The organism is Mycobacterium sp. ACS4331 (genome assembly GCF_001667265.1).
Classification (GTDB): Bacteria; Actinomycetota; Actinomycetes; order Mycobacteriales; family Mycobacteriaceae; genus Mycobacterium.
In genome coordinates this window covers 147790-166479 of record NZ_LZHW01000102.1, presented here as the reverse complement: position 1 = coordinate 166479, position 18690 = coordinate 147790, and the positions used below count along the sequence as shown (strand labels likewise).

The 18690-nt window shown below is 68.7% G+C and carries 13 protein-coding genes and 1 pseudogene; 1 reads left to right on the top strand and 13 read right to left on the bottom strand.

Going from position 1 to position 18690, the window contains the following annotated elements; genetic code table 11:
* Positions 1-54 precede the first annotated feature (54 nt).
* The 12 genes and pseudogenes from A5727_RS24115 to A5727_RS24060 all read right to left on the bottom strand — a co-directional run bounded on the left by A5727_RS24115 (position 55) and on the right by A5727_RS24060 (position 17151).
* On the bottom strand, positions 55-942 hold the full coding sequence (locus tag A5727_RS24115) for an acyl-CoA thioesterase II (RefSeq protein ID WP_068256334.1): 888 nt from the start codon (positions 940-942) through the stop codon (positions 55-57).
* A 30-nt stretch (positions 943-972) separates the two neighbouring features.
* Positions 973-2391 carry a pyruvate kinase gene (gene pyk, locus A5727_RS24110; RefSeq protein ID WP_068256331.1) on the bottom strand — a complete coding sequence of 473 codons (1419 nt, stop codon included), beginning with the start codon at positions 2389-2391 and terminating at the stop codon, positions 973-975.
* A gap of 77 nt (positions 2392-2468) precedes the next feature.
* Positions 2469-3971, bottom strand: a complete 1503-nt coding sequence (locus A5727_RS24105) for a glutamate synthase subunit beta (protein ID WP_068256328.1) — start codon at positions 3969-3971, stop codon at positions 2469-2471.
* The gene (gltB, locus tag A5727_RS24100; protein WP_068256325.1) at positions 3964-8547 is read right to left on the bottom strand and encodes a glutamate synthase large subunit; all 4584 of its coding nucleotides are present in this window, start codon (positions 8545-8547) and stop codon (positions 3964-3966) included. The genes A5727_RS24105 and gltB overlap by 8 nt, the downstream gene beginning before the upstream one ends.
* A gap of 190 nt (positions 8548-8737) precedes the next feature.
* On the bottom strand, positions 8738-9154 hold the full coding sequence (locus tag A5727_RS24095) for a DUF2752 domain-containing protein (protein WP_068256322.1): 417 nt from the start codon (positions 9152-9154) through the stop codon (positions 8738-8740).
* Entirely contained in the window at positions 9144-9611 is a 468-nt protein-coding gene (locus A5727_RS24090) for an NINE protein (RefSeq protein ID WP_068256320.1), read from the bottom strand. Before A5727_RS24090 ends, A5727_RS24095 begins: the two co-directional genes overlap by 11 nt.
* 1425 nt (positions 9612-11036) lie before the next feature.
* A pseudogene (gene lgt / locus A5727_RS28545) lies at positions 11037-11900 on the bottom strand (prolipoprotein diacylglyceryl transferase); the annotation flags it as partial.
* On the bottom strand, positions 11900-12706 hold the full coding sequence (trpA, locus tag A5727_RS24080; RefSeq protein ID WP_068256315.1) for a tryptophan synthase subunit alpha: 807 nt from the start codon (positions 12704-12706) through the stop codon (positions 11900-11902). The pseudogene lgt and the gene trpA, both read right to left, overlap by 1 nt.
* Positions 12703-13971, bottom strand: a complete 1269-nt coding sequence (gene trpB / locus A5727_RS24075) for a tryptophan synthase subunit beta (RefSeq protein ID WP_068256312.1) — start codon at positions 13969-13971, stop codon at positions 12703-12705. Before trpB ends, trpA begins: the two co-directional genes overlap by 4 nt.
* A gap of 42 nt (positions 13972-14013) precedes the next feature.
* Positions 14014-14832, bottom strand: a complete 819-nt coding sequence (gene trpC / locus A5727_RS24070; RefSeq protein ID WP_068256309.1) for an indole-3-glycerol phosphate synthase TrpC — start codon at positions 14830-14832, stop codon at positions 14014-14016.
* A gap of 101 nt (positions 14833-14933) precedes the next feature.
* Positions 14934-15623, bottom strand: coding sequence for a TIGR02234 family membrane protein (locus A5727_RS24065; protein ID WP_068256306.1), 690 nt, complete (start codon positions 15621-15623; stop codon positions 14934-14936).
* Positions 15616-17151: an anthranilate synthase component I gene (locus A5727_RS24060; RefSeq protein ID WP_157521547.1), complete on the bottom strand. Its 1536-nt coding sequence runs from the start codon at positions 17149-17151 to the stop codon at positions 15616-15618. Before A5727_RS24060 ends, A5727_RS24065 begins: the two co-directional genes overlap by 8 nt.
* A 51-nt stretch (positions 17152-17202) precedes the next feature.
* Here A5727_RS24060 and A5727_RS24055 point away from each other — a divergent pair, with 51 nt between their 5' ends.
* Positions 17203-17661, top strand: a complete 459-nt coding sequence (locus tag A5727_RS24055) for a peroxiredoxin (RefSeq protein WP_068256300.1) — start codon at positions 17203-17205, stop codon at positions 17659-17661.
* A 7-nt stretch (positions 17662-17668) separates the two neighbouring features.
* Here the strand turns inward: A5727_RS24055 and A5727_RS24050 are convergent, their stop codons facing one another.
* Complete coding sequence (locus A5727_RS24050; RefSeq protein ID WP_068256297.1) at positions 17669-18661, bottom strand: ESX-1 system-associated protein; 993 nt, start codon at positions 18659-18661, stop codon at positions 17669-17671.
* Positions 18662-18690: the final 29 nt, after the last annotated feature.

Genomic DNA, 18690 nt, shown 5'->3' with positions numbered 1-18690 from the left:
CCGCCCGGCGATTCCTGCCAGATCCGCTGTGCCGCAGCGGGTTGGGATCGGAGGTCAGCGGCTCGGGAAGTGTTTGACGATGCCCTCCTGCACGACCGTGGCCACCACCTCGCCGTCCTCGTTGAAGAAGTGCCCGGTGCCCAGGCCCCGCGACTCCGCGGCGACGGGTGAGGTCGTGGCGTACAGCACCCAGTCGTCGAACCGGAACGGGCGGTGGAACCACACCGAGTGGTTCATCGTGACGGCGAAGATGCGGTCGTGACCCCAGGACAGGCCGTGCGTGGTGATGATGGAGTCCAGCACCGTGGTGTCCGAGGAGTACACCAGCGCGGCTTGATGCAGCACCGGGTCGTCGGGCATCGAACCCTCGGTCTTCATCCACACGCGGTTGTGGGGCAGCTTGGCGCCCTTGTCGCGCATGATCCACGCGGGGTCGTTCGCATAGCGCCATTCGATGGGCCGCGACGCGTTGACGAACAGCGGCACCGTCTCCTCGTATCCCGCCAGCAGCTCGTCGATCTTGGGCAGCCACTCGGGGCCCGTCACCGACGGCATCTCGACGTTGTGCTCGAGGCCTCGGCCACCGGACAGGTACGAGATCAGCGCAGTGCCCAGGAGTGCGCCGTTCTGGGTCACATCCACCCGCCGATTGGCGAACCGGCGTTCGTCGCGGAGGCGGACCACCGAGAACTCCAGGTCCTGCTCGGGGTCGCCGCCGGCAATGTAGTGCGCCGACAGCGCACTGGGCGGCAGGTTGGCCGGCACCGTCCGACTTCCGGCCACGAACGCCTGCGCCATCATCTGTCCGCCGAACGTGCGGATCGGATTCTTCGTCGGATGCGAACCGAAGAAGGTCTCAACGCCGGGTGCCGACGAATCCGCCCTGCGGAGGTCGAGGACTGCCAACAGTTCTTCGAAGTCTCTACTGGCCGGCGTCGTCATCTGGGGGCGGTCTCCTGGTGGCGCGGGTGGCTAGTGGTCGTCCTCACCGATCCGGTGCACATGGATCAGGTTGGTCGAGCCTACTGTGCCCGGTGGCGCGCCCGCGACGATGACCACCAGATCGCCGCGCTTGTAGCGGCCGAGGTTCAGCAGGGACTTGTCCACCTGCCGGATCATGTCGTCGGTGGTGTTCATGGTGGGGACGATGAATGTCTCGGTACCCCAGGTCAGCGCGAGCTGGCTGCGCACCTCCGGCAGCGCCGTGAAGGCCAGCAGCGGCAGGTGCGTGTGCAGACGTGCCAGCCGGCGCACGGTGTCACCGGACTGAGTGAACGCCACCAGCGCCTTGGCGTCCAGGCGCTCTCCGATATCCCTTGCGGCATAAGAGATCACACCGCGCTTGGTGCGAGGAACGTGGGTCAGCGGCGGCGCCGCGATCGAATTGTCCTCGACGGCGGTGATGATTCGCGCCATCGTGCGGACCGCCTCGAGCGGATGCTTGCCCACCGAGGTCTCCCCCGACAGCATCACCGCGTCGGCGCCGTCGAGCACCGCGTTGGCCACGTCGGAGGCCTCGGCCCGGGTGGGCCGCGAGTTCTCGATCATCGAGTCGAGCATCTGGGTGGCCACGATGACGGGCTTGGCGTTCTCACGGGCCATCTGGATGGCGCGCTTCTGCACCAACGGCACCTCTTCGAGCGGCAGCTCGACGCCCAGGTCGCCACGCGCGACCATGACGGCGTCGAACGCCAGCACGATGGCCTCGAGGTTGTCCACGGCCTCGGGCTTCTCCAGCTTGGCGATCACGGGAACCCGGCGTCCCACGCGGTCCATGACCTCGTGGACGAGTTCGACGTCGGCGGGCGACCGGACGAACGAGAGCGCGACCAGGTCGACACCCAGCTGCAGGGCGAACTCGAGGTCCTCGATGTCCTTCTGTGACAGCGCCGGCACCGACACGCTCATGCCGGGCAGCGACAGCCCCTTGTTGTTGCTGACGGGGCCGCCCTCGGTCACGGTGCACACCACGTCGGATCCGTCGACGTGCTCGACGACCAGGGCGACCTTGCCGTCGTCGACGAGAAGGCGATCTCCCGGTTGGGCGTCGTCGGCCAACTGCTTGTAGGTCGTCGACACCCGGTCGTGGTCGCCCGGGCAGTCCTCGACCGTGATGCGCACGGTCTCGCCGGTCTCCCACACCGTGGGGCCGTCCGCGAACCGGCCGAGCCGGATCTTGGGGCCCTGCAGGTCGGCGAGGATGCCCACCGCGCGACCCGTGGCGTCGGAGGCGCGTCGCACGCGCTCATAGGCCTCTTTGTGGTCGGCGTGCTCGCCATGACTGAAGTTCATCCGGGCGACGTCCATCCCCGCCTCGACGAGGGCACGCGTCTTCTCGTCAGTCCCGGTGGCGGGGCCCAATGTACATACGATCTTGGCGCGTCTGGTCACGACGAGCCAGCATAGTCGCAGTCAGGAGGCATCTCGACCGATACAGATCGCGGGCCTGGATTTCGCCTGGGCGACACCTACACGACCGCCAGCGGCAACGCGCTGGGCCGCACCGGTTCGGGCAGGTCGGACTCCCCCATCAGGTACACGTCGACGGCGTGCGCGGCGCTTCGGCCCTCGGCGATCGCCCACACCACCAGTGAGGCGCCCCTGTGAGCATCGCCACAGACGAACACCCCGGGCGCGCTGGTCTGCCAGTCCGAACCGCACGGCAGGGCACCGCGGCGGTTGCGTTCCAGACCCAGTCCGTCCAGGAGCGGCATCGGCTCCACACCCTCGAAACCGATCGCCAGCAGAGCCAGGTCACACGGCAGCCGCAGCGGCTCACCGACAGGGGTGATGTGGCGCCGCCCATCGGCGTCCCTGGTGACGCGGACCTCGGCGATCTCGATCGCCACCAGGTTGCCGTCGTCGTCGCCGAGGAACCGCTGCACGGCCACCTCGTACCTGCGGGCACCGCCCTCGGCATGCGCGGGCGAGGTGCGCAGCAGCAGCGGCCAGGTCGGCCAGGGCGTGCGGGACTCGTCGCGAACCTCCGGTGGTTCGGGGTTGTAGTCCAACTGCGTCACCGACGCCGCACCCTGGCGGTGCGCGGTACCCAGGCAGTCGGCACCGGTGTCGCCGCCGCCGATGATGACGACGTGCCTGCCTGCCGCCGAGATGGGCGACGGCCCGTCGCCCTCGCACTCCCGGTTGGCCGGCACGAGGTGCTCCATCGCCAGATGGACGCCATTGAGGTGCCGGCCCTCGACCTCGGTGTCGCGGCCCTGCAGTGCGCCGACGGCGAGCACCACGGCGTCGAAGCGGTTGCGCAGCTCGTCGACCGACAGGTCGACTCCGACCTCACAGTCGGTCACGAAACGTGTTCCCTCGGCCCGCATCTGGGTCAGGCGCTGGTTGAGGGTGTCCTTCTCGAGCTTGTACTCCGGGATGCCGTAACGCAGCAGTCCGCCGAGTCGGTCGTCGCGCTCGTACACCGTGACGTGATGGCCGGCACGGGTGAGCTGTTGTGCGGCAGCCAGTCCCGCGGGACCGGAACCGACGACAGCGACGTTCCTGCCCGTCGCGATGGCCGCGGGCTGAGGTTCCACGGTGCCGTCGAGCCAGGCCTGGTCCGCGATGGTCTGCTCGATCCGCTTGATCGTCACGCTGCCGCCGGTCTGGGCCTCCGAGATCGACAGCACGCACGCCGCCTCACACGGCGCCGGGCACAGCCGCCCGGTGAACTCCGGGAAGTTGTTCGTGGCGTGCAGACGGTCGCTGGCGGCATCCCAGCGGCCGCGGCGCACCAGGTCGTTCCACTCCGGGATCAGGTTGCCCAGGGGGCAGCCCGCGGATCCCGAGTGGCAGAACGGAATGCCGCAGTCCATGCAGCGCCGCGCCTGCTGGCTGACCTCGCCGGCGCGCTCGTGTGGGTCCTGGCGTTCGTAGACCTCGCGCCAGTCGCCCACGCGCTCGTCGACCGGGCGCTTGGCGGCCTCGATCTTGGGCACATGCAGAAAGCCGGTCGGATCAGCCACGAGTCGCCTCCATGATCGCCGTGTCCACGTCACGTCCCTCCGCCTTGGCCATCCTGGTGGCCTGCAGCACCCGCTGGTAGTCGGTGGGCATGATCTTGGTGAATTGCGCGCTGCGCCTTGGCCAGTCGTCGAGCACCGAGCTCGCGACGGTGCTGCCCGTGAGCTGGGCGTGCCGGGCGATGACGCTGCGCAGCCAGGCCAGGTCCTCGGCCTCCATCCGCTGCAGCTCCACCATCTCGGTGTTGACCTTGGCCGGGTTCAGTCCCAGCACGTAGGCGATACCGCCCGACATGCCCGCGGCCATGTTGCGGCCGGTCGGGCCGAGCACGACGACGCGGCCGCCCGTCATGTACTCACAGGCGTGGTCGCCGACGCCCTCGGTGACGGCCAGCGCACCGGAGTTGCGCGCGCAGAACCGCTCGCCCACCCGTCCGCGCAGGAACACCTCACCTGAGGTCGCACCGTAGAGCAGCGTGTTGCCGGCGATGACGTTGTCCTCAGGCAGGAACAGCACATCGTCCGGCGGGCGCACGACCACGCGACCGCCCGAGAGTCCCTTGCCGACATAGTCGTTGGCGTCGCCGACCAGATCGATGGTGATGCCCGGCGGCAGGAACGCCCCCAGGGACTGACCGGCCGAACCGGTCAGCTTCACCGTGATGGTGTCGGCCGGCAGGCCCGCGGCGCCGTACCGGCGCGTGACCTCCGAACCGAGCAGCGTGCCCACTGTGCGGTTGACGTTGCGCACCGGAAGTTCCAGCACCACCGTGTGCGCGTCCTCCAGCGCCCCCTCGGCCAGCGCGACGAGAGTCTGGTCCAGCGCATGCTCGAGGCCGTGGTCCTGATCGCGCAGCCTGCGCCGCTGCGGCAACGGCGCCCCGTGCTGGTCAGTCGGCGTGCCGAACAGCGGTGACAGGTCCAGGCCCTGGCTCTTCCAGTGCGCCACACCGGCTTCGGTGTCGAGCAGTTCGGCGTGCCCGACGGCCTCGTCGATGCTGCGGAAGCCCAGCTCGGCCAGGTACCGGCGGATGTCCTCGGCGATGAACCGGAAGAAGTTCTCGACGAACTCCGGCTTGCCGTTGAACCGCGCCCGCAGTTCCGGGTTCTGCGTCGCGACGCCCACCGGGCAGGTGTCGAGATGGCAGACCCGCATCATGATGCAGCCCGAGACGATGAGCGGCGCCGTGGCGAAACCGTACTCCTCGGCACCGAGCAGCATCGCGACCATCACGTCGCGCGCGGTCCGCATACCGCCGTCGCACTGGACGGTGATCCGATCGCGAAGACCGTTGAGCACCAACGTCTGCTGCGCGTCGGCCAGGCCGATCTCCCACGGCGCACCCGCGTGCTTGAGCGAAGTCAGGGGCGCGGCCCCCGTGCCGCCGTCGTAGCCGCTGATCAGCACGACGTCGGCATGTGCCTTGGACACACCGGCGGCCACGGTTCCGACGCCCACCGAGCTGACCAGCTTGACGTGGATCCGCGCCGCCGAGTTGGCGTTCTTCAGATCGTGGATCAGCTGAGCGAGATCCTCGATCGAGTAGATGTCGTGGTGCGGCGGCGGCGAGATCAGCCCGACACCGGGCGTGGAGTGCCGGGTCTTGGCGATGCTGGGGTACACCTTGTACCCCGGAAGCTGACCGCCCTCACCGGGTTTGGCGCCCTGAGCCATCTTGATCTGGATGTCCGTCGCGTTCACCAGGTACTCGCTGGTGACTCCGAACCGCCCCGAGGCGACCTGCTTGACCGCGCTGCGGCGGCGCGGGTCGTAGAGACGGTCGGCGTCCTCGCCGCCCTCCCCGCTGTTCGACCGGCCACCGAGGTTGTTCATCGCGATGGCCATGGTCTCGTGGGCTTCGGCCGAGATCGAGCCATAGCTCATGGCGCCGGTGTTGAACCGCGTGCAGATCGAGTCGACGGACTCGACCTCGGAGATCGGCACCGGCGGGCGCACGCCCTTCCTGAAGCCGAACAGCCCGCGCAGCGTTCCGCCCTCACGCGAGAGCCTGTCGACCTCGTCGGAGTACTTCGCGAAGACGTCGTACTGCCCCGTCCGGGTCGCGTGCTGCAGCAGGAACACGGTCTCCGGAGTGAACAGGTGCAGTTCGCCCTCGCGGCGGAACTGGTACTCGCCGCCGACCTCGAGGCGGCGGTGCACCCGTTCGGTCGGATTCTCCGGATAGGCGCGGCGGTGCCTCAGCTTGACCTCTTCGGCGAGCACGTCCAGGCCCACCCCGCCGAGCTGGCTCACCGTGCCCTCCAGGTACTCGTCGACCACGCCCTTGTCCAGGCCGATCGCCTCGAACGCCTGCGCTCCGGTGTAGGACGCGACCGTGGAGATGCCCATCTTGCTCATCACCTTGGTGACACCCTTGGTGAGTGCCTTGAGGTAGTTGCGCACGGCGGTCGCGGGTTCGATGCCGGTGAGCTCACCCTCGCGGATCAGGTCCTCGATCGACTCGAACGCCAGGTACGGGTTGACCGCGGCGGCGCCGTAGCCGATCAGCAGCGCGATGTGGTGCACCTCGCGGGCGTCGCCGGTCTCGACCACGAGCGCGACCATGGTGCGCTCCTTGGTGCGGACCAGGTGGTGGTGCACGGCCGAGACCGCCAGCAGCGACGGGATGGGCGCCTTGGTGTGGTCGGAGTCGCGGTCCGAGATCACCAGTGTGCGAGCGCCTCTGGCGATGGCCTCGGATGCGCGGCGACGCAGGTCGTCGATCGCCTCGGCCAGGCCCTCGCCGCCGCGCTCGACGTCGTAGAGCGCGCGCAGCACCGAGGTCCTCAGCCCGGGCTGCTCACCGTCGTCGTTGATGTGGACGATCTTGTTGAGCTCGTCGTTGTCCAGCACCGGATACGGGAGCAGGATCTGCCTACACGATGCGGCCGTCTCCTCGAGGAGGTTCTGCTCGGGCCCCATCACGCGGGCCATCGAGGTGACGATCTCCTCCCGGATGGCGTCCAGCGGAGGGTTGGTCACCTGCGCGAACAGTTCGATGAAGTAGTCGTAGAACAGCTTTGACCGCTGTGACAGCACCGCCACGGGGGTGTCGGTGCCCATCGAGCCCAGCGGTTCACCGCCGGAGGCCGCCATCGGTGTCAGCAGCAGACGCAGGTCCTCCTCGGTGTAGCCGAACGCGATCTGGCGGCGCACCACCGACTCGTGGTTGGGCTGCACCCGTGTCCGCTCGGGCAGGGTCTTGAGGTCCAGCAGGCCCGCGTGCAGCCACTCCCCGTAGGGGTGGGCATTGGCGAGCTGATCCTTGATCTCCTCGTCGGACACGATCCGGCCGGCCGCGGTGTCGATCAGGAACATTCTGCCGGGCTCGAGACGGCCCTTGGCCACGACGTCGCCGGGGGCGACGTCGAGCACGCCACTCTCGCTGGCCAGGATGATGCGGTCGTCGATGGTGCGCCACCACCGGCCAGGGCGCAGGCCATTGCGGTCGAGCACCGCACCCACGACCGTGCCGTCGGTGAACGTCACGCAGGCCGGGCCGTCCCACGGCTCCATGATCGAGGCGTGGAACTGACAGAACGCGCGCCGCTGCGGACTCAGTGTGGCGTTGTTCTCCCAGGCCTCCGGGATCATCATCATGACCGCGTGCGGCAGGCTGCGACCACCGAGGTGCAGCAGTTCCAGGGTCTGGTCGAACGACGCGGAGTCCGACGCGTCCGGTGTGCAGATCGGGCTCAGCCGCGACAGATCCCCGCCGATGACCGAACTCGCCAGCATGGCCTCGCGGGCGTGCATCCGGTTGCGGTTGCCGCGGACGGTGTTGATCTCGCCGTTGTGGGCGACGAAGCGGAACGGGTGCGCCAACGGCCACGACGGGAACGTGTTGGTGGAGAAGCGACTGTGCACAATCGCGATTGCACTGCGGCAGCGCTCATCCCGAAGATCGGGGAAGAACTTGGGCAGCTGCATCGTGGTGAGCATGCCCTTGTAGGTCATGGTCCGCGACGACAGCGACGCGAAGTAGACGCCGGTGCCGGCCTCTTCGACCTCCGGGGTGACGTGACCGGCCCGCTTGCGCAGCGGGTACACCCGCCGGTCGAGGTCGATACCCGACAGTCGAGGACCGTCGCCCTCGGGGCCCGCGACGAACAGCTGCGCGAAATGCGGCATGCAGCCCAGGGCCGTCATCCCGACGTCGGCCCCGTCGGGATCGATCGGCACCTCACGCCAGCCCAGCACCTCAAGGCCCTCGTCGGCGGCGATCTCCCCGATGCGGTGCCGTGCCGCCTCCCGGGCCACGGGGTTCTGCGGCAGGAAGCAGATGCCGGCGGCGAAGGTGTTGGCACCGTCGGCGGCGGGTGCGGGCAGCGGGAAGTCGACGACCTCGGTCAGCAGCTCGACCGGCAGTTGGAGCAGGATGCCTGCGCCGTCACCGCTGTTGGGCTCGGCGCCGGCGGCACCGCGGTGCTCGAGGTGTTCGAGGGCCACCAAGCCGTCGGAGACGATCGAGTGCGAACGTCGGCCCTTGATGTCGGCGACCATGGCGACACCACAGGAGTCCGACTCCTGCGCGGGGTCATAGAGCCCTTGAGCTTCCGGCAAAGCCGAGAACAGCATGCGCATCCACCTCTGCGGTCATGACGACGGCGGGCGAAAAGTCTTTGCGCACAAAGCGTTTCAGTTCTTCAGGGCTACCGCAGTCTGACGATCTGTCATCCGGGACTGCATCGGCCCGACGAATGCCCAGCGCAGCCCGACATGAGGGGCGCGCATTGGCGAGTCGATTGTATCAGCCCAGAACGGGGCGTTAAGCCACCAGAACTGTCGGCACCAGCGGAAAACCAGTGAGATTGCGCACCACCGTCCAGGCCACCGCGCTGACGAGCACCACCGCGCCGGCCCACCAGGTGAACACCCTTTTGCGGCGCGTGTACCGAACCAGAACCCACGCCAGCAGCAGCGGTATCCCGACGAGCAGGTAGACGTTGTCGTTGACCGCTGCCGCGATGTCGCCGTGCAGAACGTCATGTGTCATCCGCAGGCCACCGCAGGCCGGACAGTCCCATCCCGTCAGGGCCTTGAAGATGCACGGCGGAAACACCGAGCCCGGACGATGCGGGTCGACCAGACCGATGTACGTCAGCGCACCGGCGGTGGCCAGCCCGCCGACGCCCAGCGCGGCATAGATCCCGGCCCGCCCCGAGCCGATGCGGTCAGGTGCCATCGCGAAGCGGACGTCCCTGCGGGTCGCGGACCCGATCGGTGAGGATCAGCACCGCATCGACGACACCCCAGATCGCGGGCAGTGCGAATCCGAGGCCACAGGTGAGGATGCCGAGCACCGCACCGCCGATCCAGCCGATCAGCAGTTGAGCGACTCCGTAGCCGACCTGGCCGAGGTACATCCGGCCGATGCCCAGGAACCCGAAGAGCCCGAGCAGCTGCAGCAGGCCCGCGACCACCTTCGACTTGTCCGACAACGGCTCGCCGGTGACGGCGTGGCGCCCGTACGGGGCGGACGGGTCTCCGTAAGGGCCGCCGGGTGGGTAATAGCCCGGTGGTGGCGGCGGATACTGGTGGCTGCTGGGCGGGGTGTACTGAGGGGGCGGCGGTGGAAACTGCGGCGGTCCCTGCGGTGTCGAGCCATCGCCCGGATGTGGGCCGGGCTGCGGATCCGTCATGGTCTCCAGAATGCCAGATCGTTTCCGGTGTCGCCGATACGCCGATATCAACGCGGGGCGCCCAAATGCACGCGGACCGCCGAGATCGACGCGGGGCGCCCAAATGCACGCCAGGGCTGTTGATTGGGCCGAATCACAACCCTCACGCCCAACTCGACGCGGGAGGCGCCGAGATGACCAGACTGGTCGTCAGCGCTTGCGCCGCCACCACCGGCGACGGCCGGCTTCGGAGGCGTCCTCCTCCTGCTCGGCCGCGGGTTCGGCAGAGTCATCAGCGGGCTCATCAGATTCGGTGGCCTCATCAGCCTCAGCGTCGTCGGTGACGGCGTCGTCGACCTTCTCCGGCTCAGCCGCCGCGGAGTCGTCGCTGGACTCCTCCACCACGGCCTCATCGGACCCAGCGGCCTCGTCAGCGGGAGCATCCTCGACCTGCTCCGACTCAGCCGCCGCGGAGTCGTCGCTGGACTCCTCCACCACGGCCTCATCGGACCCAGCGGCTTCGGCGGCGACCCCTTCAACCTCGTCCGCGTCAGCGTCGGACCCTTCGGTGGTGTCCGCGGCAGAAGCGTCTGCAGTAGCCTCTTCGGCTTCATCAGCCGACTCGGCGTCTTCGGCAGCAAGCTCCTCAGCCTGCTCAGACACCGGCCCATCGAGCACGGCCACCGACTCATCGAGGCTCTCGAGATCCTCTTCGCCGACCGGATCGTGATCCTCGTCGATCAGATCCTCGGCAACGGGCTCCTCAGACTCCTCAGACTCAGCCGCCTCGGGTTCGGCCTCGGGTTCGTCGGCCTCGGCCGAATCCTCAGCGACAGCCTCTTCGAGTTCATCGGCCTCATCAACCTCTGAATCCTCGGTTTCGGCGTCTGCGGCAGCAAGCTCCTCAGCCTGCTCAGACATCGGCCCATCCGCGAGGACGGCCACCGACTCATCGAGGCTCTCGAGATCCTCTTCGTCGACCGGATCGTGATCCTCGTCGATCAGATCCGCCTCCTCGGCGACGGCCGCGGACTCGGTCTCGACTCCAGGCGCGGCCACCTCGGCTTCGAGAATGTCCTCGTCCTCGGCCTCGTCGTCAACCTCGTCAACAGCGTCTTCAACGTCTGCAGCCTCAGCCTCGCCGGATTCAGCGGCCTCTTCGACGGCGTCGACGTCCAGCTCGGCCACCGCGGCGGCGTCTGCAGCCTCCAAGTCCCCCGAATCCTCAGAACCGTCGTCACCGATCTCAACAGGCACGGGCTCAGGGTCGTCGACGGTCACCGCGTCAAGCGTCTCGACATCCACCTCGGACGGTTCGGCGGCATCCGGCTCGGGTGAGTCCTCGGTGTCCTCCCGACCTGCCACCGTGGCCGCGGCGACGACGCCGGTGGTGGCGGCCACTGCCGCGAGATCCTCGGCGATCTCCTCGACGAGGGTCTCCTCGTCGTTGCCGCGCAGCGTGGCCGGGTCCTCCCGGCCCTTCGGCGCCAGGATGAAGTACACGAACGCGCCGATGAACACGAAGGTCGCGGTGAACGAGTTGATCCGAATGCCGGCGATGTGCGTGGCGATGTCGTCCCGCATCAGCTCGACGCCGAACCTGCCCAGGCAGTACCCCGCGACGTAGAGCGCGAACAACCTGCCGTGACCGATCTTGAAACGCCGGTCGATGTAGATCAGGGCCGCGAAAACCAGAAGGTTCCACAGCAGTTCGTAGAGGAACGTCGGGTGCACGACGGAGTGCACCTGCCCCGTCGAGACGCCGTTGAGCGAATGCACATCGACGACGCCGGAGGGATCCTTGCGATAGAAGATCTCCATGCCCCAGGGCACGGTGGTGACCCGGCCGTAGAGCTCCTGGTTGAAGTAGTTGCCCAGCCGACCGATCGCCTGCGCCAGCACGATGCCGGGCGCGATCGCATCACCGAAGGCGGGCAACGGGATTCCACGCCGCCGGCAGCCGATCCAGGCACCCAGTCCACCGAAGGCCACCGCGCCCCAGATCCCGAGTCCACCGCTCCAGATGCTCAGTGCGGCAATCGGTCCGGCGCCGCCTGGCCCGAAGTAGGTCTGCCAGTCGGTCAGAACGTGGTAGATGCGGCCACCGACGAGGCCGAATGGCACCGCCCAGACGGCGATGTCGTAGATGACCCCGCGCTCACCGCCTCGGGCCACCCAGCGTCGATCTCCGATGATCAGTGCGGCCACGATCCCGATGATGATGAACACCGCGTAGGCCCGAATCGGCAACGGGCCCAGATGCCACACACCCTGGGAAGGGCTGGGAAAATAGGCCAGTGTCGATGTGATCACCCAGATACCCCAGTCACTCTCTGCCGCACGCCGATTGCCAGTTCTTCGGTGAGCGCACGCACGGCCGGGAGTCCCTGACCGAGTGCGGACACCAGTGCCGAGCCCACGATCACGCCGTCGGCATACGAGCCGATCTCGGCGGCCTGCTCCCGCGAACGCACCCCGAGTCCGACGCCGACCGGAATGTCGGAGACGGCCTTGACCCGGGCCACCAACTCCGGCGCCATGTTCGACACCGCGTCCCGTGCCCCCGTCACACCCATCGTCGACGCCGCGTAGACGAAGCCCCGCGACGCCTGCACCGTGGCGGCCAGACGCTGCGGTGTCGACGACGGCGCCACCAGGAAGATGCGATCCAGGTCGTGGGCTTCCGAGGCGGCCAACCATGCGTCGGCCTCGTCGGGAATGAGGTCCGGCGTGATCAGACCAAGTCCGCCGGCGGCGGCCAGATCCCGCGAGAACGCGTCGACGCCGTAGCGCAGCACGGGATTCCAGTACGTCATCACGACGGCGTGACCACCGGCGTTGCTGATCGCCTCGACGGCGCGTAACGCGTCACGGACGCGGGCTCCCCCGCGCAACGCCGTCTCGGTGGCCGCGGCGATGACCGGGCCGTCCATCCCGGGGTCGGAGTAGGCGACTCCGACCTCGACGATGTCGCATCCGGCGTCGACCAGGGTCGTCATGGCCTCGATCGAGGTCGCCACGTCCGGATAGCCGGTGGGCAGGTAACCGATCAATGCCGAGCGTCCCTCGGCACGACAGGAGTCGAAGATCGGCCCGAGCCGGGAGGTTTGGCTCACGACTGCACCGCCGAATCGTCGAGCAGGCCGAACCACCGCGCCGCGGTGGCGACATCCTTGTCGCCGCGTCCCGAGAGGTTGACCACCACGATGGCGCCCGGGCCCAGTTCGGCACCGAGCTTCAAGGCGCCCGCCACCGCATGCGCGGACTCGATCGCCGGGATGATGCCCTCGGTGCGGCACAGCAGGCGGAAGGCGTCCATGGCCTCGGTGTCGGTCACCGGCCGGTACTCCGCCCGGCCCGAGTCGAGCAGGAACGCATGCTCGGGACCAACCCCCGGGTAGTCCAAACCGGCTGAGATGGAATGCGATTCGATGGTCTGACCGTCCTCGTCCTGAAGCAGGTAGGAGAACGAGCCCTGGAAAGCCCCCGGCGTGCCGCCAGTGAAAGTGGCTGCGTGCCTTCCGGTTTCGACGCCGTCACCGGCGGCCTCGAATCCCACGAGGCGTACGCCGGGATCGTCGATGAAGGGGTGGAAGATACCGATCGCGTTGGATCCACCACCGACACACGCGGTCACCGCGTCGGGCAGGCGGCCGGCCTGCGCCTGGATCTGGGCCCGTGCCTCCATGCCGATGATGCGCTGGAAGTCACGCACCATGGTGGGGAACGGATGCGGCCCGGCCGCTGTGCCGAAGCAGTAGTACGTCGAGTCGGCGTTGGTCACCCAATCGCGGAACGCGTCGTTGATGGCGTCCTTGAGCGTCTTCGAACCGGACTCGACGGAGATCACCTCGGCACCAAGCAGGCGCATCCGGGCGACGTTGAGTGCCTGCCGCGCGGTGTCGACGGCACCCATGTAGATCACGCAGTCCAGGTCGAGCAGCGCGCATGCGGTGGCCGTCGCGACGCCGTGCTGGCCGGCACCGGTCTCGGCGATCACACGCTTCTTGCCCATGTGCTTGGCCAGCAGGGCCTGCCCGAGCACGTTGTTGATCTTGTGCGAGCCGGTGTGGTTGAGGTCCTCACGTTTGAGGAACAGCCGGGCCCCGCCGGCGTGCTCGGACAGCCTGGTGGCCTCATACAGCGGCGACGGTCGGCCGGAGTAGTGCTCCTGCAGGCGGTCGAGTTCGCCGAGGAACTCGCGGTCGATGCGCACCTTGTCGTAGGCGGCGGTGACCTCTTCGATCACGGCCATCAGTGCCTCGGCGACGTACCGTCCGCCGTAGACACCGAAGTGGCCGCGATCGTCGGGCTCATGCCGCGTGGTCTCAGACACCGCAGCGCTCATGCGCGGCAGGTCATTTCGGGTGTGTTCAGCCATGGCTGGAAGCTCTCTTGCGTGCCCGGAGGCTCATTCGGCCAGCTAGCGGGCCGGCTTCGGACAGGATGGATGGGTGCCCGCGGTCACCAGGTCAGCCACCGCGCCGCGCGGGTCGCCGCTGGTCACCAGGCCCTCGCCGACGAGCACCGCGTCGGCACCGGCACCAGCGTAGGCCAACAGATCCGCGGTCCCCCGCACCCCGGACTCCGCGACGCGGATGACGTTGCTGGGCAGGCCCGGCGCGATCCGGCCGAAGCAGTCCCGGTCGACCTCGAGGGTCTTGAGGTCCCGTGCGTTGACGCCGATGACGGTGGCGCCGGCCTGCAGAGCCCGGTCGGCCTCCTCCTCGGTGTGGACCTCCACCAGGGCCGTCATACCGAGCGACTCGGTGCGGTCCAGCATCGACACCAGCGCAGGCTGTTCGAGGGCCGCGACGATCAGCAGCAGCATGTCGGCGCCGTGGGCGCGGGCCTCGTGAATCTGGTACGGCCGCACGATGAAGTCCTTGCGCAGGACGGGGATGCTGACCGCCGCACGGACGGCGTCGAGGTCGTCGAGCGAGCCGTTGAATCGCCGCTGCTCGGTCAGCACGCTGATGATCCGGGCGCCGCCGCTCTGATAGGCCGTGGCCAACTCCGCGGGATCCGGGATGTTGGCCAGTTGGCCCCGCGAGGGGCTGGCCCGCTTGACCTCGGCGATGACGCCGATGCCGGGCTCCCGCAACGCCGCGAGAACGTTGAGCGGGGGCGGAGCCGCGTTGGCGCGGGCCTTGATCTCCTCCATGCTGACGAGGGCTTCTCGAGCGGCAACATCAGCGCGGACTCCCTCGATGATCGAGTCGAGCACGTTGGCCGAACTCATGCCAGTCGTTCCTTCCTGCACTGCCGCGAATGCTCGTCGGGGCGCTGGTGCACGTTCCGCGATGGCTGGACAAAGCGTATCTGTTCAGTGGCCCGCAACCGTCACCGGCCCTCCGCCGACGGATCCGGCCTGTCGTCGCTCTCCCCGACGGTGGGGTCGTGTCCCTCGTCGAGGGCGTCCCAGATCATCCGTTCCGAAAGCCCGGCCTGAGAAGGAGACGCCCCCGCGTCGCCCGGTGTCTGCGCCTGCGCGGTGTCGGCCTGCAGCGCCGCGCGGCGTGCGCCCGGGGCGGCGTACCGGCTGGTCGTCCGGCGGCCCGCCGTGGCGGAGCGGATCAGCAGCACCGCCGCGACCAGTGTGCAGGCCGCGGCGATGAGCGTGCAGACCGCGCCGGCGTACTGCCGCTCGGTGATCACCTGATCGGCGAACGGGATCTGTGCGAGTTGGGCGGCGCGTTCATCGACGTCCGGCACGACCCACTGGGTCACGGCCAGGTAGGCGAGCCCGGCGCTGACGACGGCCAGCAGCCCCGCCACGGCGCGCAGCGGCCACCCCCGCACCGCGAGCGTGGCGACCACCGCGGCCGCCAGCAGCAGCGCAACCGGCAGCAGGGCCGTCGACCAGGTCGAACCGGCCAGGTCCACGGTCTTGGGCTGGCCCAGACCGTCGGAGGAGTGCAGCACCACCCACGTCAGCCGGGCGGCCCCCCACAGCAGCAGGGCCGCGATCACCAGGAGAAGCTGGCCGATGCGGAGACCGCGCACGGTGCCGCGCCGCGGGGTGTCAGTCATCGCGCGGCGCGGTCAGGGTCTCGGCGGCGGCGATGGCGCTGAGCACGGCCTTCGCCTTGTTCGACGCCTCGGTGAACTCATAGGGCCCGTTCGAGTCGGCCACCACACCACCGCCGGCCTGGACGTAGGCGGTGCCGGCCCGCATCAGCGCGGTCCGGATCGCGATCGCGAAGTCGGCATTGCCGGCGAAGTCCAGGTAGCCGACCACGCCGCCGTAGAGGCCGCGGCGGGTCTTCTCCACCTCCTCGATGAGCTCCATGGCCCGGACCTTCGGGGCCCCCGACAGGGTCCCGGCCGGGAAGCACGCCGTCACCGCGTCCAGCGCGGTGCGCCCCTCCTCGAGCAGTCCCATGACGGTCGACACCAGGTGCATCACGTGGCTGTAGCGCTCGATGTGGCTGTAGTCCTCGACCCGCACCGTGCCGGGCACACAGACCCGGCCCAGGTCGTTGCGGCCCAGATCGACGAGCATCAGGTGCTCGGCGCGCTCCTTCTCGTCGGCCAGCAGGTCCTTCTCGAGGAGCTGGTCCTCCTCCTCTGTGGCGCCACGCCACCGGGTCCCGGCGATCGGGTGCGTGGTGGCCCAGCCGTCCTTGACGGTCACCAGGGCCTCCGGCGACGAGCCCACGATCGAGAAGGCCGTGCCGCCAGCCTCATTGGGCACGTGCATGAGGTACATGTACGGGCTCGGGTTGGACACCCGCAGCATCCGGTAGACGTCGATCGGGTCGACGTCGGTGTCCATCTCGAACCGCTGTGAGGGCACCACCTGGAACGCCTCACCGGCCTCGATGTCACCCACCAGCTTCTCGACGATGCCGGTGTACTCCTCGACGGTCCGCTGTGCGCGATGCACGGGCTGGGGCCGGCTGAAGGTGGCCACCGACGACGGCAGCGGCTGCCCCAGCGCCTCGGTCATGACATCCAGGCGCGCGACCGCGTCGTCGTAGGCCTCATCGACCCGCTCGTCGGTGCCGTTCCAGTTCACCGCGTTGGCGATCAGCGTGATGGTGCCCTCGTGGTGATCGACCGCGGCGATGTCGGTCGCCAGCAGCATGACCATGTCGGGAAGCTGAAGATCGTCGACGCACAGTTCGGGCAGCCGCTCCAGGCGGCGGACCAGGTCGTAGGCGAAGTACCCGACCATGCCGCTGGACAGCGGCGGCAGGTCGGCCAGGGGCGCGGTCTCCAGCAGCGACAGCGTCGCGCGCAGGACCTCCAGCGGATCTCCCCCGCTGGGGGCGTCCTGCGGTGTGGTGCCGAGCCAGACGGCTTCGCCGTCGCGCACGGTCAACGCCGACGGTGCACCCGCGCCGATGAACGACCAGCGCGACCACGAGCGGCCGTTCTCGGCCGATTCCAGCAGGAACGTTCCCGGCCGATTGGCGGCGAGCTTGCGGTAGGCCGACAGGGGCGTCTCGCTGTCGGCGAGCACCTTGCGGGTGACCGGAACGACACGATGCTCGGCCGCCAGCGCGCGGAAGTCGTCCCGCGTCGTGGTCAAGGCGATGTGGGCGTTGGCGTGCACGCTGACCATCCTCCCAGACGGGCATCACGGTCCCGGCGTAGCGTGACCCTCATGAAACCTGGGGATGTCGTGGAGGACTTCGCCCTGCCAGATCAGGCCGGCACGGTCCGCAAGCTCAGCGAGTTTCTGGTCGACGGACCGGTGGTGTTGTTCTTCTACCCGGCCGCGATGACACCGGGCTGCACCAAGGAGGCCTGCCACTTCCGGGACCTGGCGGCCGAATTCGCCGCGGTCGGCGCCCAGCGGGTCGGCATCAGCACCGACAGTGTCGACAAGCAGGCGCAGTTCGCCGGCAAGGAGAGGTTCGACTACCCACTGCTGTCCGACGCCGACGGTGAGGTCGCCACGGCGTTCGGGGTCAAGCGCGGCCTGCTCGGGAAGTTCCTGCCGGTCAAGCGCACCACCTTCGTGATCGACACCGACCGCAGGGTGCTCGAGGTGATCGCCAGCGAGATCAGCATGGACACCCACGCCGACAAGGCCCTGGAGACGTTGCGCGCTCGCGGCTGAATCCCGGTTAGGGAGCCGCCGCGACGGCCTCACATGTGTACTGCAGAAGCAGCAGAGTCCAGTTCGCCGGCAGGTTCAACGCGGAGTACGTCGACGACTTCTCGGCTGCGCGCACGTTCTGCGCGGCGAAGGTGGCCAGGTAGGCGACCATCGGGTCGCCACTGCGCTCACCGAAGTCGATGATGCGCTCCGGCATGTCGGCGGGCCGCTGCTGCTGCATGAATTGGGCGAACAGCGGTTGCGCCTCAGTGCAGTTGGGCAGCGGTGCGCTCGGCATGAGTTGCGGGTTCGCCGGATCGGCGATGAGTGTCGGCGGATCGGTGACCGGGATGCCGGGCACCTGATTGCGGCTCGCATCACCGGTGCGAACGGCCGAGCAGATTCCCTTCAGCGCGTTGGCCGCCGCCCCAGCGGCCAACCCGTACTTGGAACCGGCCCACAGAATGGGGCTGCGGCCCGAGAACTCCGCGGACGGCAGCTTGTCGGCGAACGTGCGCGCCTGGGCGATCAACTGCCCGTAGAGTTCCCGCACCGCCCGGTTCGGACTGTCGAGCAGGAATGACTCCGTCTGGTCAGCGGCCGCACGGAACCTGCCTGCCAGTTCGTCGGCGTGGCGGCGCTGTTCGGGCGTCCAGGACATCGGAAGCGGCGGAATCTCTCCGGCGAAGTCGAGGAACAGCTGGGTGCCGTCGAAGTTGAGGGCATCGAACTTCGCGCACGTCGGCTCGTCGGTGACGACGCCGACCGTCTCCTGCGCTGCAGGTTCGGACATGGCGGACGAGTCCGCGGTCACGGGTCCGGGTGCGGGGTCGGTCCCTGAGCGCAACACGAGTGCCACCGTCACCGCCACGACGATCGCCATCACGCCGACCGCTCCCAGGGTCCACCACACCACTTTCCGGTCCCGCCGCGGTGGCGGCGGTGGCGGGGCGTGGAAGACGGGCGGCCGCGGTGTGGGATCGCCGAACGGGTTGGGCCACTGGCCGAACGGGTCGCTCATCTGCCGAGCCTAACCGCGTGGGAGGTCGG